20 protein-coding genes and 1 pseudogene are annotated in these 21,961 nt (G+C 54.1%); 6 read left to right on the plus strand and 15 right to left on the minus strand.

What is annotated here, in order from left to right; all coding sequences use genetic code 11:
* Positions 1-190 precede the first annotated feature (190 nt).
* From lolC to cobB, 4 genes are all read left to right on the plus strand, one after another.
* Complete coding sequence (lolC, locus tag K5Y33_RS03565; protein WP_222233266.1) at positions 191-1,390, plus strand: lipoprotein-releasing ABC transporter permease subunit LolC; 1,200 nt, start codon at positions 191-193, stop codon at positions 1,388-1,390.
* A complete protein-coding gene (gene lolD, locus K5Y33_RS03570) occupies positions 1,383-2,084 on the plus strand; it encodes a lipoprotein-releasing ABC transporter ATP-binding protein LolD (protein ID WP_008103026.1) in 702 nt (233 codons plus the stop codon). The genes lolC and lolD overlap by 8 nt, the downstream gene beginning before the upstream one ends.
* Complete coding sequence (gene lolE, locus K5Y33_RS03575; protein ID WP_222233267.1) at positions 2,084-3,328, plus strand: lipoprotein-releasing ABC transporter permease subunit LolE; 1,245 nt, start codon at positions 2,084-2,086, stop codon at positions 3,326-3,328. Before lolD ends, lolE begins: the two co-directional genes overlap by 1 nt.
* Before the next feature lie 97 nt (positions 3,329-3,425).
* Complete coding sequence (gene cobB, locus K5Y33_RS03580) at positions 3,426-4,259, plus strand: Sir2 family NAD+-dependent deacetylase (RefSeq protein WP_101760816.1); 834 nt, start codon at positions 3,426-3,428, stop codon at positions 4,257-4,259.
* Positions 4,260-4,368: 109 nt separating this feature from the next.
* Here cobB and potD read toward each other — a convergent pair whose 3' ends face one another.
* Genes potD through potA form a run of 4 tightly spaced genes read right to left on the minus strand, consistent with a single transcriptional unit; the run spans position 4,369 to position 8,149 of the window.
* On the minus strand, positions 4,369-5,412 hold the full coding sequence (gene potD / locus K5Y33_RS03585; protein WP_192413637.1) for a spermidine/putrescine ABC transporter substrate-binding protein PotD: 1,044 nt from the start codon (positions 5,410-5,412) through the stop codon (positions 4,369-4,371).
* 10 nt (positions 5,413-5,422) lie between these two features.
* A complete protein-coding gene (gene potC, locus K5Y33_RS03590) occupies positions 5,423-6,196 on the minus strand; it encodes a spermidine/putrescine ABC transporter permease PotC (RefSeq protein ID WP_061716930.1) in 774 nt (257 codons plus the stop codon).
* Positions 6,193-7,053, minus strand: a complete 861-nt coding sequence (gene potB / locus K5Y33_RS03595) for a spermidine/putrescine ABC transporter permease PotB (protein ID WP_101760814.1) — start codon at positions 7,051-7,053, stop codon at positions 6,193-6,195. The genes potC and potB overlap by 4 nt, the downstream gene beginning before the upstream one ends.
* The gene (gene potA / locus K5Y33_RS03600) at positions 7,037-8,149 is read right to left on the minus strand and encodes a spermidine/putrescine ABC transporter ATP-binding protein PotA (protein ID WP_101760813.1); all 1,113 of its coding nucleotides are present in this window, start codon (positions 8,147-8,149) and stop codon (positions 7,037-7,039) included. The genes potB and potA overlap by 17 nt, the downstream gene beginning before the upstream one ends.
* A 299-nt stretch (positions 8,150-8,448) precedes the next feature.
* Between potA and pepT the strand changes: the two genes are divergently transcribed.
* Complete coding sequence (gene pepT / locus K5Y33_RS03605) at positions 8,449-9,678, plus strand: peptidase T (RefSeq protein ID WP_101760812.1); 1,230 nt, start codon at positions 8,449-8,451, stop codon at positions 9,676-9,678.
* Between the two features lie 187 nt (positions 9,679-9,865).
* Here pepT and K5Y33_RS03610 read toward each other — a convergent pair whose 3' ends face one another.
* The 8 genes from K5Y33_RS03610 to rluE all read right to left on the minus strand — a co-directional run bounded on the left by K5Y33_RS03610 (position 9,866) and on the right by rluE (position 17,670).
* The gene (locus K5Y33_RS03610) at positions 9,866-10,987 is read right to left on the minus strand and encodes a cupin domain-containing protein (protein WP_210080504.1); all 1,122 of its coding nucleotides are present in this window, start codon (positions 10,985-10,987) and stop codon (positions 9,866-9,868) included.
* Positions 10,988-11,044: 57 nt separating this feature from the next.
* Complete coding sequence (gene phoQ, locus K5Y33_RS03615; protein WP_101760810.1) at positions 11,045-12,505, minus strand: two-component system sensor histidine kinase PhoQ; 1,461 nt, start codon at positions 12,503-12,505, stop codon at positions 11,045-11,047.
* Positions 12,506-12,508: 3 nt separating this feature from the next.
* Positions 12,509-13,177 carry a two-component system response regulator PhoP gene (gene phoP / locus K5Y33_RS03620; protein WP_101760808.1) on the minus strand — a complete coding sequence of 223 codons (669 nt, stop codon included), beginning with the start codon at positions 13,175-13,177 and terminating at the stop codon, positions 12,509-12,511.
* Positions 13,178-13,279: 102 nt separating this feature from the next.
* Positions 13,280-14,650 carry an adenylosuccinate lyase gene (gene purB, locus K5Y33_RS03625; RefSeq protein WP_222233268.1) on the minus strand — a complete coding sequence of 457 codons (1,371 nt, stop codon included), beginning with the start codon at positions 14,648-14,650 and terminating at the stop codon, positions 13,280-13,282.
* 44 nt (positions 14,651-14,694) lie between these two features.
* A complete protein-coding gene (hflD, locus tag K5Y33_RS03630; RefSeq protein WP_222233269.1) occupies positions 14,695-15,336 on the minus strand; it encodes a high frequency lysogenization protein HflD in 642 nt (213 codons plus the stop codon).
* A gap of 36 nt (positions 15,337-15,372) precedes the next feature.
* Positions 15,373-16,485, minus strand: a complete 1,113-nt coding sequence (gene mnmA, locus K5Y33_RS03635) for a tRNA 2-thiouridine(34) synthase MnmA (protein ID WP_110865945.1) — start codon at positions 16,483-16,485, stop codon at positions 15,373-15,375.
* A gap of 42 nt (positions 16,486-16,527) precedes the next feature.
* The gene (locus tag K5Y33_RS03640; RefSeq protein ID WP_101760804.1) at positions 16,528-17,001 is read right to left on the minus strand and encodes an NUDIX domain-containing protein; all 474 of its coding nucleotides are present in this window, start codon (positions 16,999-17,001) and stop codon (positions 16,528-16,530) included.
* A gap of 30 nt (positions 17,002-17,031) precedes the next feature.
* Positions 17,032-17,670, minus strand: coding sequence for a 23S rRNA pseudouridine(2457) synthase RluE (gene rluE, locus K5Y33_RS03645; RefSeq protein ID WP_370581444.1), 639 nt, complete (start codon positions 17,668-17,670; stop codon positions 17,032-17,034).
* A gap of 131 nt (positions 17,671-17,801) precedes the next feature.
* On the opposite strand from rluE, the gene icd reads away from it, so the two are divergent.
* The gene (gene icd / locus K5Y33_RS03650; protein ID WP_222233270.1) at positions 17,802-19,052 is read left to right on the plus strand and encodes an NADP-dependent isocitrate dehydrogenase; all 1,251 of its coding nucleotides are present in this window, start codon (positions 17,802-17,804) and stop codon (positions 19,050-19,052) included.
* Between the two features lie 76 nt (positions 19,053-19,128).
* On the opposite strand, the gene K5Y33_RS03655 is transcribed toward icd, so the two are convergent.
* From K5Y33_RS03655 to K5Y33_RS03665, 3 genes and pseudogenes are all read right to left on the minus strand, one after another.
* Complete coding sequence (locus tag K5Y33_RS03655) at positions 19,129-20,541, minus strand: glucosyltransferase domain-containing protein (protein WP_222233271.1); 1,413 nt, start codon at positions 20,539-20,541, stop codon at positions 19,129-19,131.
* Positions 20,522-21,447: pseudogene (locus K5Y33_RS03660) on the minus strand (glycosyltransferase family 2 protein). Before K5Y33_RS03660 ends, K5Y33_RS03655 begins: the two are co-directional and overlap by 20 nt.
* Positions 21,444-21,803, minus strand: a complete 360-nt coding sequence (locus K5Y33_RS03665) for a GtrA family protein (RefSeq protein ID WP_101760800.1) — start codon at positions 21,801-21,803, stop codon at positions 21,444-21,446. Before K5Y33_RS03665 ends, K5Y33_RS03660 begins: the two are co-directional and overlap by 4 nt.
* Between the last annotated feature and the right edge of the window lie 158 nt (positions 21,804-21,961).

Here is a 21,961-nt window from a genome sequence, read left to right on the forward strand (position 1 = left end):
CTACGCCAGCCGATGACGAATAAACGTACAAATAACATCATTAATTTGTCGCAATTTTATGCATAAGCGTTGGCTGGGACGGTTTTTGACACAACTTTGCCGCAGACTCAGAGGGTTAGAGGTTTCATAAAGAGGACGCCTCCTTTATCATCCCACTACTTATTTTCAGGCAACTGCCAAGACGGATCTCATGTATCAACCAGTCGCGTTATTCATCGGTTTACGCTACATGCGTGGACGTGCCTCAGACCGCTTTGGTCGCTTCGTCTCCTGGCTCTCAACTATCGGCATTACGCTCGGCGTGCTGGCGCTGGTCACCGTGTTGTCGGTGATGAACGGCTTTGAGCGCGAGCTGGAAGGCAATATCCTCGGCCTGATGCCGCAGGCGCTGATCACCAGCGAAAAAGGCAGCATAAGTCCCAAGGCGTTGCCCGCCGATAATCTCCAACTGCAAGGGGTTAAGCGCATCGCACCGCTGACCACCGCTGATGTGGTGCTACAAAGCGCGCGTAACGTCTCGGTCGGCGTGATGCTCGGCATCAATCCCGACGAACAGGATCCGCTGACGCCATTCCTCGTCAACACCCAACAAAGCGTGCTGCAGTCGGGCCAGTACAACGTCATCCTCGGTGAACAGCTGGCTGCACAGCTGGGCGTGAAGCGCGGCGATCAGCTGCGTCTGATGGTGCCATCGGTCAGCCAGTTCACGCCGGTAGGACGTTTGCCGAGCCAGCGTATTTTCACTGTGGCTGGCACCTATGCCGCCAACAGCGAAGTGGATGGCTATCAAATTCTGGTCAATCAGCAGGATGCGTCACGCGTGATGCGCTATCCGCTCGGCAACATCACCGGCTGGCGTTTGTGGCTGGATAAGCCGTTAAGCGTTGATGCGCTCAGCCAGCAGAAACTGCCGGAGGGCCTGACGTGGAAAGACTGGCGCGAACGCAAAGGCGATCTGTTCCAGGCGGTACGCATGGAAAAAAACATGATGGGGCTGCTGCTGAGCCTGATCATCGCGGTGGCGGCTTTTAATATCATTACCTCGCTGGGCCTGCTGATCATGGAGAAGCAGGGCGAAGTGGCCATTTTGCAAACGCTGGGTTTAACCCGCCGCCAGATTGTCGCGGTGTTTATGGTGCAGGGCGCCAGCGCGGGCATTATTGGCGCGCTGCTGGGCACCGTGCTTGGCGTGCTGCTTGCCAGCCAGCTGAATAATTTGATGCCGGTGATTGGTCTGTTCCTTGATGGCGCGGCGCTGCCGGTCGACATCAACGTGTTGCAGGTGATCACCATTGCGCTGGTCTCAATGGCCGTCGCGCTGCTTTCTACCCTTTATCCGTCGTGGCGCGCTGCCGCCGTCCAACCCGCTGAGGCTTTACGTTATGAGTAATACTCCTTTGTTGCAGTGTCGTGACCTGTGCAAACGCTATCAGGAAGGCAGCGTGCAGACCGATGTGCTGCGCAATGTGGCTTTCAGCCTGCAGCCGGGTGAACTGACGGCGATTGTCGGCAGCTCCGGTTCGGGTAAAAGTACCTTACTGCATCTGCTCGGCGGCCTGGATGCGCCGACGTCAGGCGATGTGATTTTTGATGGTAAATCGCTGAATGCGATGTCGTCGGCCGCGAAAGCCGAGCTGCGCAACCGTGAGCTGGGCTTTATCTATCAGTTCCACCATCTGCTGCCGGATTTTAGCGCGCTGGAGAACGTGGCGATGCCGCTGCTGATTGGCAAAATTGGCAAAGCGGAAGCGGAATCACGCGCGCGTGAAATGCTGGCGGCGGTCGGGCTGGAAAAACGTGCTGCGCATCGGCCTTCTGAACTGTCGGGCGGTGAACGTCAGCGTGTGGCGATTGCCCGCGCGCTGGTGAATCGTCCGCGGCTGGTGATGGCCGATGAACCTACCGGTAACCTCGATGCGCGCAACGCCGACGCGATTTTTGAACTGCTCGGCGAGCTGAACGTTAAACAGGGCACCGCTTTTCTGGTAGTGACGCACGATCTGCAGCTGGCGAAACGCCTGAGCCGCCAGATGGAGATGCGCGACGGTGAGCTGAGCGACCAACTGACGCTGGGAGTGATCTGATGGCTTCGTCATTATCCCTGCTGCTCGGGCTGCGTTTTAGCCGCGGTCGGCGGCGTGGTGGCATGGTCTCGCTGATCTCCATCATCTCCACCATCGGCATTGCGCTGGGCGTGGCGGTGCTGATCATCGGTCTGAGCGCCATGAACGGCTTTGAGCGTGAGCTGAATAACCGCATTCTGGCGGTAGTGCCGCACGGTGAAATCGAGCCGGTGAATCAGCCGTTCCGTAACTGGCAACCGATGATCGCGCCGATTGAGCAGGTGGCCGGCATTGCCGCCGCAGCGCCCTATATCAACTTCACCGGGCTGATTGAGAGCGGCGCAAAGCTGCAGGCGCTGCAGGTGAAAGGCGTCGATCCGCAGCAGGAAGCGCGTCTTAGCGCCTTGCCGAGCTTTGTGGCCGGAGATGCATGGTCGCAGTTCGCGGCTGGTAAACAGCAAATCATTCTGGGTGGCGGCATCGCTAAATCGCTCAATGTGAAACAGGGCGACTGGATCACCATCATGATCCCCAATAATGATGGCGAGAATAAGCTGCTGCAGCCAAAACGTATTCGTCTGCAGGTCAGCGGCGTGCTGCAACTGAGCGGCATGCTCGATCACAGCCTGGCGCTGGTGCCGCTGGCCGATGCGCAGAAATATCTGGATATGGGCGACAGCGTCAGCGGTATTGCGCTGAAGATGAATGACCCGTTCCAGGCGCAGAAGTTGATACATGACGCCGGTAAAGTGACGCACTCTTACGTCTACATCAAGAGCTGGATTGGCACTTACGGCTACATGTACCGTGACATCCAGATGATTCGCGCCATTATGTATTTAGCCATGGTGCTGGTGATTGGCGTGGCCTGCTTTAACATCGTCTCGACGCTGGTGATGGCGGTGAAAGATAAGAGCAGCGACATCGCGGTACTGCGCACGCTGGGGGCCAAAGATGGTTTGATCCGCGCCATCTTTATCTGGTACGGCTTGCTGGCGGGCCTGCTCGGCAGCGTCAGCGGCGTGGTGGTCGGCGTGCTGGTAGCGCTCAATCTCACGCCGGTGATGCGCGTGTTTGAGCTCCTGACCGGGCATCAGCTGCTGGCGGGCGATATCTACTTTATCGATTTCCTGCCGTCCGAACTGCACTGGATTGATGTGATTTCGGTGCTGGCCACCGCGATTGTCCTGAGCCTGATTGCCAGCTGGTATCCGGCACGACGCGCCAGCCGTATCGATCCGGCCCGCGTACTCAGCGGTCAGTAAAGATAAAACGCAGCCGCTGTGCGGCTGCTATTATCGGGCAGAGTAGCCCGAAAAATCCCCGATGCGCGGCAATAAACGCCGCAGATAAGGAGCTTTTATGCGCATACCGCGCCGCCGCCTACGACTCGCCCGCGACAAAAAAAACCGCCGCAAGGTGCATCAGCGCTTTCGGCAGCGCATCTTCGAGCGCGATCGCAAAGCTGAACTGGCCGCGCATCCGCAACCGCGCGTGGTGGTGCTGACTGGCGCGGGGATCTCCGCCGAATCCGGTATTCGCACTTTCCGCGCCGCCGATGGCTTGTGGGAAGAGCATCGCGTTGAAGATGTCGCCACGCCGGAAGGTTTTCAACGCAATCCGGCGCTGGTGCAGGCGTTTTACAACGCGCGGCGTCAACAGCTGCAGCAGCCAGAAATTCAGCCCAACGCCGCGCACAAAGCGCTGGCGGAACTGGAGCAGGTGCTGGGCGATAACTTCCTGCTGGTGACGCAGAATATCGATAACCTGCACGAACGCGCCGGCAGCCAGCGCGTGCTGCATATGCACGGTGAACTGTTGAAAGTGCGCTGCGTCAGCAGTGGACAAGTGTTGGACTGGACCGAAGATTTAACCGCGGACGATCGCTGCACCTGCTGCCAGTTCCCGGCCATGCTGCGCCCGCACATCGTGTGGTTCGGCGAAATGCCGCTGGGGATGGAAGAGATTTATCAGGCGATTGAACAGGCGAATCTGTTTATCGCCATTGGCACGTCGGGCCATGTCTATCCCGCCGCCGGTTTTGTCCACGAAGCGAAACTGCAGGGCGCGCATACTGTGGAGCTGAATCTGGAACCGAGCCAGGTCGGCAATGAGTTTGCCGAGCGTCATTACGGCTTAGCAAGCGAAGTGGTGCCGGAGTTTGTGCATACGTTTTTGCGTGGGTTGTATAAGTAGATTTGTGCGCGCTTTACCTCATCCCAACCTTCTCCCCGAGGGAGAAGGGGCTAGACGGAACCCTCTCCCGCTTGCGAGAGAGGGCAGGGTGAGGGGAAGCCGCAGAGAGTTAACGTCCCGCCTTGAGCTTCTGGAACAACGTCTCATACTGCACGCTGGCGTCACCGACATCGTTTTGCCACTCGCCGTTTTTGATCACATCCTCAGCAGGATAAAGCGAAGGATCGCTGGCCACTTCCTGTGGCAGTAACTTCTTCGCTGCCAGGTTTGGCGTGGGATAGCCGATGGTTTCCGCCACCTGTGCCGCCACATCCGGACGCAGCAGGAAGTTAATCAGCTTCAGCGCGCCTTCACGGTTTTTCGCATTGGCCGGAATCGCCAGGTTATCCATCCAGAAAATCCCGCCTTCCCGCGGCCAGATAATCTGCAGCGGCGTGCCTGCCTGGCGCGCCACGTAGGCGGAACCGTTCCAGATCATCCCAACGTTCACTTCGCCTTCCATAAACGGATTTCCTGGATTATCGGAGTTAAACGCCAGCACGTTCGGCATCAGCTTTTTTAACTCTTCATAAGCGGCTTCGATCTGCTTGGGATCGCGGGTGTTGCCCGAATAGCCCAGCTTACGCAGCGCCATCTGGAACACTTCACGCGCATCGTCGGTCAGCAGCAGGCTTTGCTTATACTCAGGCTTCCACAAATCGGCCCAGCGGGTAATGCTTTTGGCATCCACTTCGTCGGTGTTGATGCCAATGGCGGTCGCGCCCCAGATATAGGGGATCGAGTAATCATTGTTAGGATCAAACGGCTTGTTGAGCAGGTTAGGATCGAGGTTTTTGAAGTTGCTGAGCTGGGTTTTATCGATCTTTTGCAGCATGCCTTCATTACGCATTTTGGCGACGAAGTAGGTTGAAGGCACCACCAAATCGTAGGCGCCATCTTTCCAGGTCTTCAGCTTGGCATACATGCTTTCATTGGATTCGTAGGTGGAGTAAATCACCTTGATGCCGGTCTCTTTGGTGAACTGCTCCAGCAGTCCCGGCGGCACGTATTCGGTCCAGTTATAGAAGTAGAGCGTTTTGCCGGCGTCCGCCTGCGCGCTCTGCATGCCCAATGCCAGCGCCCCAGCCGCCAGCCAATGAGACCACTTTTTCATCGATTATCCTCTATTTGGTTTTATCACGGAGCAACAGCTGACTGAGCGCCACCAACAGCAGCGACAGCAGCAGCAAAATTGTCGCCAGCGCGTTCACTTCCGGTGACACGCCAACTTTCACCATCGAATAAATTTTTAACGGCAAAATTTCGAAGCTCGGGCCGGTGACGAACGACGATACCACGACATCGTCCATCGACAGCGTAAAGCTCAGCAGCCAACCCGCTGCGACCGCCGGCAGCGCCAGCGGCAGCAGAATTTTGCGCAAAATGGTGACTTCGCTGGCACCAAGATCTTTGGCGGCTTCCAGCATGCGCACATCAAACCCTTTCAGGCGCGAATAGACGGTGATCACCACAAACGGCAGGCAGAAGGTGATATGCGAGAACAGCAGCGACCAGAAGCCCAGCGAAATGCCCAGCAGCATAAACAGCACCAGCAGCGAAATCGCCATCACGATATCCGGCGACATCATCACCACAAACAGCATGCCGCTGACGAACGGTTTACCACGGAAGCGATAGCGATAGAGCGCGACGGCGGTCAGCGAGCCGATAATCGTGGCGCAGCTGGCAGAGAGCACGCCCATCAGCAATGAATGTTGTGCCGCCTGAATCAGGCTGTCGTTATTCATCAGCAGGCGATACCACTGCGTGCTGAAGCCCTGCCAGTTAATGCCGAAACGCGAACGGTTGAAGGAGTTGACGATCAGAATGATGATCGGGATATAAAACCAGGCATAAATCACGGCCATGAAGCCGCCACGTAACCAGCGCGCCATCATTGCAGTTCCACCTTGCTGTTCAGCATACGCGCTGCGCGCCAGTAAGCCAGCAGCATCAGCCCCATCAGCAGCGTCATCACAATGCTGGTGGCAGCACCGAACGGCCAGTCACGGATATTCAGAAACTGGCTCTTAATCACGTTGCCAATTAACAGGTTTTTCGCGCCGCCCAGCAAATCCGCTACAAAGAACAAGCCCATCGCCGGGATAAACACCAGCAGGCAACCGGCGACAATGCCCGGCATGGTAAGTGGCAGAATGATGCGTAAAAAGGTTTTTACTTTGTTCGCGCCAAGATCGCGCGCCGCTTCGAGGCAGGATTTATCCAGCTTTTCCAGGCTGGAGTAGAGCGGCAGCACCATAAACGGCAGCAGAATGTAGATCAGCCCCAGAATCACCGCTTCCGAGGTGTACATGATGCGAAACGGTTTATCGATCACCCCAAGCCACAGCAAAAATTCATTCAGCCAGCCGCGCGTGCTGAGGAAGATTTTCAGACCGTAGATACGGATCAGCGAGTTGGTCCAGAACGGCACAATCAGCAGGAACAGCATCAGCGGACGCAGGCGCGCCGGCAGTTTCGTCAGACACCAGGCAAACGGATAACCGAGCAGCAGGCAGCACAGCGTGGCGATCAACGCCATATTCAGCGAGTGCAGCAGCACATCAGCGTAGAGCGGATCGAGCAGCCGCGTGTAGTTATTTAGGGTGAAGGCCATACTGACAAAATGCGCATCATCGCGCGTCAGGAAGCTGGTGGCGAAAATCATCAGGTTAGGCAGCAGCACAAACAGCGTGAGCCAGCTGACGATCAGGGCAACAATGACTTTCTGCAGGCGGTTACGCATCAACTTCATACGGCAACACCACCTCCCAGTTGGCGACCCAGCTGACGGCCATTTTCTGGTTCAGCGAGTGATCAAAATCGGGATCGTCTTCGTTAAAGAACTCGCTCACCGTCAGCAGCTTGCCGTTCTCCAGCTCAACAGTAGACTCCAGCGTCATGCCTTTATAGTTGCGCTCGCGCACGAAGCCGATCAGATTATCGCTGCGGCTGTCGTGGTCGATCTCTTCAACGCGCAAATCTTCCGGGCGCAGCAGCACGTGCAGTTTATCGCCGACGCTGACCGGGAAATCACATTGCAGCATGCATTCAAGGCCTTCCACACGCGCGCGGATTGTAGGCGCATGATCGCTGTTCAGCACCTCGGCATCGAACACGTTAATCTCGCCAATAAAGCGCGCCACAAACAGGTTGGCGGGCTCTTCGTAAATCTCGCGTGGCGTGCCGTCCTGTTCGATGCGGCCATCGCGCATTACCACGATACGATCGGACATGGTCAGCGCCTCTTCCTGATCGTGCGTCACAAACACAAAGGTGATGCCAAGCTTACGCTGTAGCGCTTTGAGCTCGTTTTGCATCTGGCGCCGCAGCTTGTAATCCAGCGCCGACAGCGACTCGTCCAGCAGCAGCACTTTCGGGCGATTGACCACCGCGCGCGCAATCGCCACGCGCTGCTGCTGACCGCCCGAAAGCTGATGCGGACGGCGATCGGCAAAACTCTCCAGCTGCACCATCGCCAGCGCATCGTTAACGCGCGTGGTGATCTCCGCCGCCGGGGTTTTCTGCATGCGCAGGCCAAAGGCGACGTTCTCAAACACCGACATGTGCGGGAACAGCGCGTAGCTCTGAAACACGGTGTTAATGTGGCGATGCTCGGCGGGCAGATCGGTGATGTCATTGTCATCAAGAATGATATGACCGCGATCGGCCGCTTCCAGCCCGGCAATCAGGCGTAAAATGGTGGTTTTTCCGCAGCCGGAAGGGCCAAGCAGCGTGATGAACTCGCCGTGACGGATGGTCAGGTCAAAGTCAGAGATGATGGTTTTGCCATCAAAAGCTTTACTGATGCCAGAAAGCGTAACCAGCGCAGGCGCGCGTGTTTGCGTCATTTTAGTCACTCAGTCTGATGGTGAATCAGGTTACAGCATAGCCGCTGGTGGCCGCTTGCTGTGATGAAGGGCGCGATGATACCGCAAAAATGTGTCAATGCCATGTTTTGCCACGGATTTACCTTGAAAACTCTGAAAAATGCCGGAGTATGCGTAACGGATAAGTCGGACAGGCGCGAGTGAGCGAATTTTCAACGCAAGTCACGTTGAGAGAGCTAACCTGAAGGATAATGATTTGACGCAACATGGTGCCATTTGGCCACCATGATAATGACGCAGGTTCTTTAGAGGGATGACAGATGGATCAATTACTTGAGCGTTTTCTCAGTTATGTTGCAGTAGAAACTCAGTCAAAACCTCAGGCACGACAAGTGCCAAGCAGCGAAGGGCAGTGGACGCTGGCGCGTCAATTACAGGAAGAACTTATCGCGCTGGGCTTTGTTGATGTCTCTCTGAGCGATCACTGCTGTGTGATGGGCACCTTACCGGCTAACGTTGATTGGGCCACGCCGGTAATCGGCTTTATTTCGCATATGGACACCTCGCCGGATTTTACCGCCAAAAACGTCAATCCGCAGATTATTGAAAACTATCGCGGTGGCGATATCGCGCTCGGTAACGGTGATGAAATTCTGTCACCGGTGATGTTCCCGGTACTGCATAAGCTGATCGGTCATACGCTGATCACCACCGATGGCAAAACGCTGCTCGGCGCGGATGATAAAGCCGGTATCGCCGAGATCATGACCGCGATGGCGCGTCTGGCAAAAGGGGATACGCCACACGGTGCGATTCGCGTGGCCTTTACACCCGATGAAGAGATTGGTCGCGGCGCGTCGCACTTCGACGTCGAAGGCTTTGCCGCCGATTGGGCGTATACCGTTGATGGCAGCGATCTCGGCGAGTTCGAGTTCGAGAACTTCAATGCCGCTACCGCGATGGTTAAAATCACCGGCAACAACGTGCATCCAGGCAGCGCTAAAAATGTGATGGTCAATGCGTTGGATCTGGCGATGCGCTTCCACGCGGAACTGCCAGCCAAAGAGAAGCCGCAGTATACCGACGGCTATGAAGGCTTCTTCCATCTGCACACCATCAAAGGCACGGTTGAGCACGCCGAGCTGATGTATTTGATCAGAGATTTTGATGCCGACAGCTATGAACAGCGTAAACAGCTGCTGGAAGAGATTGGTCAGCGCGTCAGCAAAGGGCTGCAAAGCGAATGTTCGGTGAAAGTGGAGATCAGCGACAGCTATCGCAACATGCGCGAGAAAGTCGAACCGCATCCGCACATTATTGAGTTGGCGCTGCAGGCGATGCGCGATTGCGGCATCGAACCGAACGTCAAACCGATTCGCGGCGGCACCGACGGCTCTGCGCTGTCGTGGAAAGGATTGCCATGCCCGAACCTGTTCACCGGCGGCTACAACTATCACGGCAAGCACGAGTTCGCCTCACTCAATGTGATGGCGCAGTCGGTGGATGTGATTGTGCGTTTGGCTGAGCTGGCGGGGCAGAAGAAGGGGTGATGGTGATTGCATAGTGCGGGTTGTCCCCCATCCCGGCCTTCCCCCATAAATGGGGGAAGGAGACGCTGCCACATGCAACTCCCTACTCACATATTGCAGCATCTTCCTCCCCCATTTATGGGGGAGGACCGAGGAGGGGGACAGCGAGCACTGTCCGAGGTTTAGAAACCCCGAGACAGATTGAAACTTACTCGCCGAAGAACCAATAACCGCTATTCACCAACGCCGCCAGCTGCGCCAGCAGTGAAGGGTCATCCAGCGCATCGCCGAAATCTTCCAGCGTCAGCACGTGATTGTGCGCCAATGCTGCCAGCACATGCGGATGGCTGCTGGTGATCGATTCACCGTTCACAAACACCACATCGCCAATGGTCAATACGCGCAGGCCGCCGAGCCGCGTCAGCGCATCGCCTTGCTGCAATGCATCGTAGATTTCGTCCGGTTGATACGGCGGCTCTGGCGGTGCGACGTCCAGCTCATGACGCGACTGAGAAATAAACTCGCCAAACCACTGATTAAACTGCTCCGGCTGGTTAATCACATCCATCATGACTTTGCGGATGCCTTCCAGTTCTGACGGCAGAATTTGCGATGGGCAATCGCGCGATGGCACATCGGGATCGCTGTAGCGGTAGCTGCCCAATTCGTTGGCCAGCATGTGATCGGCAAAACCGCTGATCAGCTCGCGACCGTTCGGTGCGCGGAAGCCGACCGAATAGTTGATGGCGTTTTCCAGCGAATAGCCTTCGTGCGGGAATCCTGGCGGAATATAGAGAATATCGCCGGGCTCCATCTCTTCATCGATGATGGCGTCGAAAGGCTCAACCTGCAGCAGGTCCGGATGCGGGCAGTGCTGTTTCAACGGCACTTTTTCACCCACGCGCCAGCGACGGCGGCCAGTGCCCTGAATGATAAACACATCGTACTGATCGAAATGCGGACCGACGCCGCCGCCCGGCACGGCAAACGAGATCATCAGGTCATCAACACGCCAGTCGGGCAGAAAACGGAACGGACGCATCAGTGCGGCAGAAGGTTCATGCCAATGGTTGACCGCCTGAACCAGCAGCGACCAGTTGCTCTCACCGAGATGATCGTAGCTTTCAAACGGGCCGTGGCTGACTTGCCATTTGCCCTCGTTATGGCTGACAAGGCGGCTATCCACCTCATTTTCCATCGCCAAACCGGCCAGCTCGTCAGGAGAAATAGGATCGACGAAGTTTTTAAATCCACGTTTAAGCACCACCGGGCGTTTCTGCCAGTAGCGTTGAATAAAGTCGGGCCAGTTGATATCGAGCTGATAGTCCATATGAGGAGTCCGTTTGCTGCAAAGAATGATGGCAAGTATAACAGCCCGCGTCCCTTTCTACTCGCGGTGATGCTCGACTTCCTGGCGCTGGAAAATCACTTCCATGCGCGCGCCGCCGAGCGGGCTGGTGGTGGCGATCACCTGGCCGGCGTACTGTTCGAGGATGTCGCGCACCACGGCTAAACCTAATCCCTGGCCGGGACGCAAGGTGTCGGCACGCTGACCGCGCACGAAGATCAGATCGCGTTTGCTTTCCGGAATGCCGGGGCCGTCATCATCAATAAACAGATGCAAGGTGTTGTCGGTTTGTCGTGCGGTGACTTCAATAAATTCGAGGCAATATTTGCAGGCGTTATCCAGCACGTTGCCAAGCACTTCCATAAAGTCATTCTTATCGCCGATAAAGGTCAGCTCCGGCGAGATATCCAACGTGATCGCCACGCCCTTGCGTTGATAGACTTTATTCAGTGCCGAGCACAGGCTATCGAGCAGCGCCGAAACCGAATGCAAATCGCGCTGCAGAGGATTGTGATCGGCCTGCATGCTGGCGCGATGCAGGTAATAACCAATCTGCTGCGAGATGCGGCTGATCTGCTCCAGCATCACCGGTTCGGCCTGTTCAATGGTTAACTCTTTACCATTGCGTAACGATCGCAGCGTACTTTGCAGCACTGCCAGCGGGGTTTTCAGGCTGTGGGTGACATCCGACAAGGTGGTGCGATAGCGCGTGTAGCGTTGACGTTCGTTGGTCAGCAGCAGGTTAAGATTGCGCACCAGACTGCGTAACTCTTGCGGCGGATTGTCATCAAGATTCTCGCGCTGACCGGTTTCCAGCTCGCGCACCTGCGAAGTGAGATCGCCAATCGGCCGCAAACTCCAGTGCGCCGCCAGCCACAGCAGCGGGATCACCAGCAGCAGATTGGCCGCCAGCACATAGCTAAACCACGACCACACCACATCGGAATGCTGCAACTCTTGCGGAATTGAGTCGACCACCACAATGGTCAGCGCCGGTAAGTTGGTGGTGGCATCGTAGCGATTGACCGCGACCGAGTGGGTGAAGGTGTCACTGCTGTCGCTATCCAGCGCGTGCAGCCGCTCTTTCGCCTGCGGGTTGTTGCCCATCGCCGCCATGCTGGTGCGGTTGCTGGTATCGATTTCGTAGAAATCGGGCTTGAGCAGCCATTCACGATGGATCTTTTTGCGGATTTCGGGCACATCGCGCTGTTGCCACAGCAGTTTGCCGCGTTCATCGTAGATAAAGACCAGCGTGGGGAAATTGAGCGTCATGCGCTCCGGCTGGCCGATGGTGAGCTGATTGTCGTGCCACTGCGCCAGCGTAAAGAACAGATTGCTCTCGCCGCGCATCACGCGATAGGTATTTTTATCGAAACTGACGACATAGCCAACCACCGCGACCATGCCGTAGGAGAGTGACAAAAACAACACGATCGCCGCGGTCGCCAGCAGAAAACGAGCGCGGAGAGAGAAGGGGCGTAAACGCCGGAACCACGTCATAAATCAGAGATCAAAGCGATAGCCCTGGCCGCGTACGGTGTTGATCACTTCGGTTGGATAGAGTGAGAGAATTTTTTTACGCAGACGGCCCATCAACACGTCGATGGTGTGACTTTCGCGCAGTTCGGCATCCGGATAGAGCTGCAGCATCAGCGAATCTTTGCTCACCACTTTACCCGCGTTGCGAATCAGGGTTTCGACGATGGTGTATTCGAAAGCGGTCAATTTTACCGGTTCATCTTGCACCGTCAGTTCGCGGCGAGAGAGATCGACCTGGAACGGCGGCATAGAGATAATTTGCGACGCGTGTCCGCTGTTGCGACGCATCAACGCCTGCAAGCGTGCAGCCACTTCTTCAATGTGGAACGGCTTGGTGACATAGTCGTCGGCACCCGCTTCCAGCGCTTCCACCTTGGCCTGCCAGCCTTCGCGCGCGGTTAAGACCAGAATAGGTTGACGTACCGCATCGGTGCGCCAGCGGCGAATCAGCGACATGCCATCTTCATCGGGCAAACCGAGATCGACCAGCGCGATGTCGGGGACATGTTCTTGCAGGAAATAATCCGCTTCTTTGGCATCTTCTGCGGCGTCGACCTGATGGCCCATTTCACGCAATTGCACGGCGAGGTGATGGCGTAGCAGCGCATTATCTTCCACAACCAGAACACGCATAGTATTTCCTTAGCTTCGAACGTAGTGATGATGAGGAGAGTATACGCAAAGCCAGCTAAACCAGAGAACAACCAGGCGCGCGAAACGCGCCTGGCCACCGCATTACTTCAAATCATCAACCATCTGAATCGCACGGCCGAGGTAGTTGGCTGGCGTCATCTGCTTCAGACGCACTTTTTCCTCTTCCGGCAGTTCGAGGCTATCGATAAAGGTTTGCATACCGGCAGCATCAACGCGTTTACCGCGCGTCAGCTCTTTCAGCTTCTCGTACGGTTTTTCGATACCGTAACGACGCATCACGGTTTGGATCGGCTCAGCCAGTACTTCCCAGTTGTGATCCAGCTCGTCCAGCAGACGATCGCGGTTCACTTCCAGTTTAGAGATGCCTTTCAGCGTGGCTTGATAAGCGATCAGCGCATAACCGATGCCCACGCCAAGGTTACGCAGCACGGTGGAGTCGGTCAGGTCGCGCTGCCAGCGTGACACCGGCAGTTTGCTGGCCAGATGCTGCATCATGGCGTTAGCCAGGCCGAGGTTGCCTTCGGAGTTTTCGAAGTCAATCGGGTTCACTTTGTGCGGCATGGTGGACGAACCGATTTCACCGGCGATGGTTTTCTGCTTGAAGTGATTGAGCGCCACGTAGCCCCAGATATCACGATCAAAGTCGATCAGAATGGTGTTGAAGCGCGCGATGCAATCAAACAGTTCTGCGATGTAATCGTGCGGCTCGATCTGCGTGGTGTACGGGTTCCAGGTGAGACCTAAGGAGGTAACAAACTGCTCGCTCAGCTGGTGCCAATCCACTTCCGGGTAGGCGGAGATGTGGGCGTTATAGTTACCGACCGCACCGTTGATTTTACCCAGCACGTCAATTTTGCTCAGCTGACGCAACTGGCGCTCGAGACGGTATGCCACGTTCGCCATCTCTTTACCCATGGTTGACGGCGTTGCCGGCTGGCCATGGGTGCGCGACAGCAGCGGAATGTCACGGTATTCGTGTGCCAGACCTTTAACAGCATCGATCAGTTGGTTCCAGAACGGCACGATCACATCACGACGAGCGGTTTCCAGCATCAGCGCATGCGACAGGTTGTTGATATCTTCGGAGGTACAGGCGAAGTGAATGAATTCAGACACCGCATGCAGCGCGGGTACATCGGCCACTTTCTCTTTCAGGAAATACTCCACGGCTTTGACGTCGTGGTTGGTGGTGCGCTCGATGGTTTTGATGCGTGCCGCGTCTTCTTCGCTGAAATTGGCGACAATGGCATCAAGGAAAGCGTTTGCGTCGGCATCAAATGCAGGAACTTCCTTGATCTCGACAGTCGTGGCCAATTTTTGTAACCAGCGAACCTCAACCTCAACGCGGAATTTCAGCAAACCGAACTCGCTGAAAATGGCGCGCAGTGGGCTGACTTTTTCGCCGTAACGACCATCGACAGGTGAAACGGCGGTCAGAGAGGATAATTCCATCAGTGCAACTCCTGAATCGTTTAACAATTATGCCGGGGCGGCGCTTAATACGCCGGGCCCAGGCGGGATAAAATGGTTTTAGCTTCGCTCAGCAAGCGCTGGCGCGAGAACATCAGCTGCAGACGGCCACCGCCAACCTGCTGCCATAACACCGCAGAGCGAATGCCGGCCAGCAGGGCGGCGCGCACTTTACTCTGCACTTGTGAATTCTGTAGCACCTGCGGTGAACCTGTCACCTGAATGCGCGGGCCCAGCGGGCTAATCACATCCACATAAATGCCGGCCATTGCGCTGATGATGGTGTCCGATTCCAGCTCGTAATGCGCCAGCTGGCGGTCAAGCTGGCCGATGCGTTGTGCCAGCGTGTTCATCGCGGTTTTGTTGCCATGCAGCTTACGCTCCAGCACCATCATGCTTAAGGTATAACGGGTCAGTTCAGCGCTGGCACCCTGACGATTGCTGCTGTTGAGCACCGCCATCAAGGTCTCTAATCCAACCTTTAAATTGGCTTCGTCGTTGCCAAACACTGCCAGCGTCGAACCGGGATTGAGATCGATCAGGCTGCGCAGCGACACATTCATTGCCGCGTTATTGCAATTTCCCTGCTGCGCGAGCTGTTGCACCACATGGGCGGCCTGGCATACGCCCGCCAGCGCCAGCGTAATCTCATAATAGTTCTTAGCCACGCTTAACTCCTGTCGTCGCGTCGGGCAGCGCCGACCTTAGGCTTCTGCCAGAGGCAGGCGTTGTTCGATAATGCCGCCGCCGAGGCACACTTCACCGAGATAGAACACGGCGGATTGGCCTGGCGTGACGGCCGCAACCGGCTCGTCAAAACGGACTTCAATACGGTCATCGCCGTGCGGAATAATTTCACACGGAATGTCGGTCTGGCGATAGCGGGTTTTCACCGTGCAGCGCAGCGGCGCGGTCATTGGCTGGCGATCAACCCAGTGCAGCTGTTGGGCAATCAACCCCACGGACATCAGGCGCGGATGCTCGCCGCCTTGCGCCACGATCAGGCGATTGCGCGCCACATCTTTGTCGACCACATACCAGGGATCGTCGTTGCTCTCTTTACGGCCGCCGATGCCCAGACCTTTACGCTGCCCGAGCGTGTGGTACATCAAGCCCTGATGTTCACCGACGATTTCGCCGTCAACGGTTTCGATTTCGCCCGGCTGCGCAGGCAGATAGCGACCAAGGAAGTCGCGGAACTTGCGCTCACCGATAAAGCAAATGCCGGTCGAATCTTTCTTCTTCGCGGTGATCAGATCCAGCTGCTCAGCGATGCGGCGCACTTCCGGCTTATCCAGTTCGCCAACCGGGAACAGGCTTTGCGCGATCTGCTGGTGGCTGAGCGTGTAGAGGAAATAGCTCTGATCTTTGTTGCCATCGAGGCCGCGCAGCAAGCGGCTTTGGCCATCCACATCCTGACGGCGCACGTAGTGGCCGGTGGCGATGAAGTCTGCGCCGAGATCGTCCGCCGCGAATTCGAGGAAGGCTTTGAACTTGATCTCTTTGTTGCACAGGATGTCAGGATTCGGCGTGCGGCCGGCTTTGTACTCTTCCAGGAAGTGCTCGAACACGTTATCCCAGTACTCAGCGGCGAAGTTGATTTTGTGCAGTTTGATGCCGAGTTTGTCACATACGGCTTGTGCGTCAGCCAGATCATCGGCGGCGGTGCAATACTCCTCGCCATCGTCTTCCTCCCAGTTCTTCATGAACAGGCCTTCAACCTGGTAGCCCTGCTGCTGCAGTAACCAGGCGGAAACGGAAGAATCGACGCCGCCGGACATTCCGACGATCACTTTTTTCTGGCTGTTGTCAGACATGACGCACTCTTAAATTACGATAAAAACAGGCGGCGCATTCTATCATGCAGAAGCGGGGCGCGCACCCTCATGAAACGGCCACTGGAACGGCGCGACCAGATGCAGCGGATAACGCTCGCCTTGTTGCCACAGTCGCACGCTCTCTGCCACTAACGGCGAACGCAGGCGATTGGCCGTCAGAATCTGCTCTGGCGGCAGCCACCAGCAGCAGTCGATGTCGCGATCGTGCGGCGAGGTATCGACTTTTTCGGCCAGATCGAGGCCAAACAGGAAACGCACAAAAGGTGTATCGTCCGGCGCAATCCACTGCTGCACGCCGAGGAAATATTCAGGTTTGGCTTCAATGCCGGTCTCTTCAAACAGTTCACGCTGGGCGGCTTCGAGAAGAGTTTCATTGGCCTCAAGATGCCCGGCGGGCTGGTTCCAGGTAATACGACCGTGCACGCGCTCTTCAACCACCAGCAAATGTCCCTGTGCCTGCACAATACAGGCGACCGTTACATGAGGTTTAAACATCCTTCCTCCGAAATTGTTAACTAAAAGTTATTAAATGGCTGCACTGATATCGCGCCATTCACCCGGGGGCAAATCGCCTAACTGATGTTCGCCCATCGCAAAGCGAATCAGGCGCAATGTCGGAAAGCCGATGTGTGCCGTCATGCGGCGCACCTGGCGATTTCGTCCCTCAAACAAGGTGATTTTCAGCCAGCTGGTGGGAATCGCTTTGCGTTCACGAATCGGCGGCTGGCGCGGCCATAGCCACTCTGGCTCGCCCACTAACTCAATCCCTGCCGGCAAAGTGGGGCCATCGTTCAGCGTCACGCCGCTGCGTAACAGGGATAAATCTGATTCCTGCGGCGCACCTTCCACCTGCACAAAATAGACCTTTCCGGTGCGCTTGCCGGGCTGCGTCAGCGCGGCCTGCAGCGCGCCATCGTTGGTCAAAATCATCAATCCTTCGCTGTCGCGATCGAGTCTGCCAGCGGCGTAGACGTCGCTCACCGGCACAAAATCCTTCAGCGTGCGGCGTCCGGCTTCGTCACTGAATTGCGGCAAAACATCGAATGGTTTGTTAAAGAGTATGACGCGTCTTGGGCCTTTCGGACGGGTATCGCGGCGCACGGGCTTACGTGCCGGGGCGCTTGCGCGCTTATCCTGGTGAATTCGTTGAGAAGTTTTTCGCATGGGCTTTGCAGTCGGAAACATTCGGCGCATTATAGCGCGAAACTACGGTGATTGGCGTAGCGGAAATAATCAAGTAGTATTGACCCGCATCTTACAAATCATTAACAAAAAATCGCTCGAAGGAGAGGTTGATGGAAAGCAAAGTAGTTGTTCCGGCGGAAGGTCAAAAAATCACCCTGGATCAGGGAAAACTGAATGTTCCGAATAACCCGATTATTCCTTACATTGAAGGTGACGGTATCGGCGTTGATGTTTCCCCGGTAATGTTGAAAGTGGTTGATGCCGCTGTGAAGAAAGCCTACAACGGCGAGCGAAAAATTTCCTGGATGGAAATTTATACCGGCGAAAAATCAGTAGAACTCTACGGCCAGGACGTCTGGCTGCCGCAGGAAACCCTCGATTTAATCAAAGAATATCGCGTTGCCATCAAAGGCCCGCTGACTACTCCAGTTGGTGGCGGTATTCGTTCTCTGAACGTTGCGCTGCGTCAGGAGCTGGATCTGTACGTTTGTCTGCGTCCGGTTCGCTACTACAAAGGCACGCCAAGCCCGGTTAAGCGTCCAGAAGAGACCGACATGGTGATCTTCCGTGAAAACTCAGAAGATATCTATGCCGGTATCGAGTGGAAAGCGGGCACGCCAGAAGCGGATAAAGTGATCAAGTTCCTGCGCGAAGAGATGGGCGTGAAGAAAATTCGCTTCCCTGAGCAGTGTGGTATCGGCGTTAAGCCATGCTCGGAAGAGGGCACTAAACGTCTGGTGCGCGCAGCAGTTGAATACACCATCACCAACGATCGTGATTCTCTGACCCTGGTTCACAAAGGCAACATCATGAAGTTCACCGAAGGTTCTTTCAAAGACTGGGGTTACCAGTTAGTGAAAGAAGAGTTCGGCGGCGAGCTGATCGATGGCGGCCCGTGGATGAAGTTCAAGAACCCGAACAGCGGTAAAGAGATCATCGTTAAAGACGTGATCGCCGATGCCTTCCTGCAGCAGATCCTGCTGCGTCCGGCGGAATACGACGTGATCGCCTGTATGAACCTGAACGGTGATTACATCTCTGATGCCCTGGCGGCACAGGTTGGCGGTATCGGTATCGCACCAGGCGCCAACATCGGTGACGAATGTGCCCTGTTCGAAGCGACGCACGGTACAGCACCGAAGTATGCAGGTCAGGATAAAGTGAACCCAGGTTCAGTGATCCTGTCAGCTGAAATGATGCTGCGTCATCTGGAGTGGTTCGAAGCGGCTGACTTAATCGTTAAAGGTGTTGAAGGCGCAATCGCTAACAAAACCGTGACCTACGATTTCGAACGTCTGATGGAAGGCGCTAAACTGCTGAAATGTTCAGAGTTTGGTGACGCGATCATCAGCAACATGTAATTTGCCACTCAGGCAGAAAGCATAACGGGAGCCAATGGCTCCCTTTTTTTGTCTAAAGTTCGCGGATAATCTCGGTTTATTGCCTTGACAGCACCGACTGAGCATCGATAATCATGCATTTTCCTGTGCAGCTCTCATTGCCGGTGATCACTGGCGATTTGGTTAGAGTGTAATTCATACCCGCTTCTTTTTTTACGGTGAATGCCATACCGGCAAACGTCCACGACATGCCTAAAGATAAAGAACCAAACTCATCATATTTCGATGATTTTGCAATTTTTGGCAAATTCTCACTATTTAAGCGGTAGTAAAGGGCGCCATCGAAATCTTTTGCGACCATTTTAGTTATTTCGGCTTTTAAAAGTGCATACTCTTTTTGCTGAGGTGAAGAAAAACCCTCTTTAATATTACTGGCTGCAAGCCATCCGGCAGCGACAGGCAGCAATATATATATGAATCGTGAGTATTTTGTCTTATCGATAACCAAGAATAGCCCGATAAGGAAGCAAGAAGTGGTAATCAGCGAGAGCGCACTGATAGTACGGTAAGCCGCCCAACTCTCCGTCACCAGCAAGTTTGGTGTCACTGCTGCAACAGCGAACAGGAAAGATAAAAACACTTTCTCTTTGCCATTCTCATTAATGTTTTTCAATCCAATAAAGATGAATAACAGAGATATGATAACCGAGAGTGCTTTTCTGCCAGTGTCAAAGTTACAGATGGCATTTTTTAATGGCTCTACAAAGAACCATTTTATCTTTCCCATGAGATCGATGGTGATATTACTTCTTGAAAGTGTCTCGCCGAATAACAGGAGCGGGATGGCTTTGGCTAATATTAATGCCATCAACATGCCAAAGAAAATCATTAACAATGTACGAATGAGTTCCTTTTTATCGACTTTACGTGAAGTCAGGCAAGTGTCCATAAACGCAAAAAAAAGAAAACACATGGCCGTGGGCTGGTAAATAGCGAAAGAGAGCGTAATCAGCAAGGCTGACAAGATGACTCCCTTGATACCGCGCAATCGGGTTAACGCTGAGTAACTCCATCCTGCAAGCAGAATAGACGTCACAAAAGGAAAACATACTGACCAGGCGTTGAATACCTGAAAAGAGGGCAGTAAACAGATCACTAAAGAGAATATAACTCTCTGCAGTGGATTTTTAAGGATACCTCTCTCAGAGATAAATTTGTAAAAGTAAAAGCTTAGTAAAATAAGAGAGACAACGGATAGCACTCTTATCAGTATCAAAGAGTCCACGCTGGATATCAGGAAAGAGAAACCATAGCGCAAAGCGCCATAGGCCGGCCTTCCAGAAAGGACGTCCCACTTGAAAATGCTGGCAGGATCAGTTTGGGCGCTGAACAGATAGTACCAATCATCCGAAAAGGCATAGCTTGAAAGAAAGACAGGGCTATAGCAAACCAATAATGCCGCAGCTAAAAAAAGATAAACTTTAAAGTTATTACAAGCTATGTTTGTCATCTGCTTCCTTTTTAATATATCGAGGTCTATGCTTGGTTTCAATATATATCCTGCCAATATATTCACCTAGCACACCTATTCCAATTAATTGAATTCCACCCAAAAACAGTATTGATACCAGTAGTGATGGATAACCTGCTACCGGGTTACCCCATATTATTTTATCAATGATCATCCACGCGCCATAAACGAACGACAGGAATGCGACAAAAAAACCAATATAGGTCCACACTCTGAGCGGAAAGGTTGAGAAACTGGTCAGCCCTTCAAGCGCTAAATTCCAAAGTCGCCATCCGTTAAACTTTGCCTCTCCCGCAACGCGCGCTGAACGGCTATATTCCACGATGGCAGCATCACCCTCCACCCAACTCAGGATGCCTTTCATAAATAGATTGCGTTCCTGCAATTGCTTTATGTTTTCGACAGTCGCGCGCGAAAGTAAACGAAAGTCTCCAACATTTTCTTCAAGCTTTGGTGAGCTGATCTTATTATGCAGTTTATAAAACCATGCAGCAGTTTTACGCTTAAAATGACTATCGCTACTGCGGTCATTGCGTTTTGCCAGCACAATCGGCCATCCCTCTTGCCATTTGCTTATGAGCAAGGGAATCACTTCGATGGGATCCTGAAGATCAACGTCAACCGGAATGACTGCATCACCAGTAGCATGTTCAAGTCCGGCAAGCAGCGCGGTTTCTTTACCAAAGTTACGAATAAAGTTAATGACTAATACAGATTCATCATCATCCCGCAGCGACTTAATAATCTGCTCGGTTTTATCGGTACTGCCATCATTAATGAAGACAATTTCGAGAGGGTAAGAAGAGAGTTTTCTTTGACGGTACGGTAGAATATCGGTATTGCGTCTTCTTCATTGAAGACGGGAACGACCAGGGAAATTTTCACTTTTTCACCTTAAAAACAATAAAGTTTGAATAGATGAAGCCGAATACCAGGCTTATTATTGAGAATGAAATAAGCGTAATAATCGGATTAATATGCGTATGATCGGCGAAACTGCCAATGCCTGCGGCCATCATGCCCATAAAGGCCACGAAGATGACATAGCGAAAAGTTGTCGCTTCGGCTTTAAACGTCCAGCGTGCATTGGCAAAAAATGAAAAAGTTACCGCGACAATGAAAGCCAACAGATTAGCCAGCCATTGGCGGGTATTAAGAGCATACAGGGCTGCAAACACCATCCAATGAATCAGGGTGTTAATGATGCCAACTGATAAGAAACGTGAGAATAATTTCAACATAGTGAAATATTAGCCATGACGACATCATTATTTGCAAAATAGATGCGAATTTTACATGCAGGGGTACAATAAATAAAGTTGAAAAATCAGCGTCTTCACCGGTATGCCATAAGCGCAGGCTATTCACTCATCGTCAGAAAAAAACGGAAGTTAATCGC

It is taken from the genome of Pantoea sp. DY-17, assembly GCF_019795975.1.
In the GTDB taxonomy this organism is placed as follows: Bacteria; Pseudomonadota; Gammaproteobacteria; order Enterobacterales; family Enterobacteriaceae; genus Pantoea; species Pantoea leporis.

What these genes read in the sequence shown, in the direction of transcription:
- phoP (WP_101760808.1), bottom strand. Translation starts at nt 13,177, where the DNA reads ATGCGTGTTCTGGTTGTGGAAGATAATGCGCTGCTACGCCATCACCTC.
- rluE (WP_370581444.1), bottom strand. Translation starts at nt 17,670, where the DNA reads ATGCGAAAAACTTCTCAACGAATTCACCAGGATAAGCGCGCAAGCGCC.
- K5Y33_RS03655 (WP_222233271.1), bottom strand. Translation starts at nt 20,541, where the DNA reads ATGACAAACATAGCTTGTAATAACTTTAAAGTTTATCTTTTTTTAGCT.
- purB (WP_222233268.1), bottom strand. Translation starts at nt 14,650, where the DNA reads ATGGAATTATCCTCTCTGACCGCCGTTTCACCTGTCGATGGTCGTTAC.
- icd (WP_222233270.1), top strand. Translation starts at nt 17,802, where the DNA reads ATGGAAAGCAAAGTAGTTGTTCCGGCGGAAGGTCAAAAAATCACCCTG.
- potC (WP_061716930.1), bottom strand. Translation starts at nt 6,196, where the DNA reads ATGATGGCGCGCTGGTTACGTGGCGGCTTCATGGCCGTGATTTATGCC.
- lolD (WP_008103026.1), top strand. Translation starts at nt 1,383, where the DNA reads ATGAGTAATACTCCTTTGTTGCAGTGTCGTGACCTGTGCAAACGCTAT.
- cobB (WP_101760816.1), top strand. Translation starts at nt 3,426, where the DNA reads ATGCGCATACCGCGCCGCCGCCTACGACTCGCCCGCGACAAAAAAAAC.
- potD (WP_192413637.1), bottom strand. Translation starts at nt 5,412, where the DNA reads ATGAAAAAGTGGTCTCATTGGCTGGCGGCTGGGGCGCTGGCATTGGGC.
- K5Y33_RS03610 (WP_210080504.1), bottom strand. Translation starts at nt 10,987, where the DNA reads ATGGACTATCAGCTCGATATCAACTGGCCCGACTTTATTCAACGCTAC.
- mnmA (WP_110865945.1), bottom strand. Translation starts at nt 16,485, where the DNA reads ATGTCTGACAACAGCCAGAAAAAAGTGATCGTCGGAATGTCCGGCGGC.
- K5Y33_RS03640 (WP_101760804.1), bottom strand. Translation starts at nt 17,001, where the DNA reads ATGTTTAAACCTCATGTAACGGTCGCCTGTATTGTGCAGGCACAGGGA.
- K5Y33_RS03665 (WP_101760800.1), bottom strand. Translation starts at nt 21,803, where the DNA reads ATGTTGAAATTATTCTCACGTTTCTTATCAGTTGGCATCATTAACACC.
- potA (WP_101760813.1), bottom strand. Translation starts at nt 8,149, where the DNA reads ATGACGCAAACACGCGCGCCTGCGCTGGTTACGCTTTCTGGCATCAGT.
- lolE (WP_222233267.1), top strand. Translation starts at nt 2,084, where the DNA reads ATGGCTTCGTCATTATCCCTGCTGCTCGGGCTGCGTTTTAGCCGCGGT.
- pepT (WP_101760812.1), top strand. Translation starts at nt 8,449, where the DNA reads ATGGATCAATTACTTGAGCGTTTTCTCAGTTATGTTGCAGTAGAAACT.
- potB (WP_101760814.1), bottom strand. Translation starts at nt 7,053, where the DNA reads ATGAAGTTGATGCGTAACCGCCTGCAGAAAGTCATTGTTGCCCTGATC.
- lolC (WP_222233266.1), top strand. Translation starts at nt 191, where the DNA reads ATGTATCAACCAGTCGCGTTATTCATCGGTTTACGCTACATGCGTGGA.
- phoQ (WP_101760810.1), bottom strand. Translation starts at nt 12,505, where the DNA reads ATGACGTGGTTCCGGCGTTTACGCCCCTTCTCTCTCCGCGCTCGTTTT.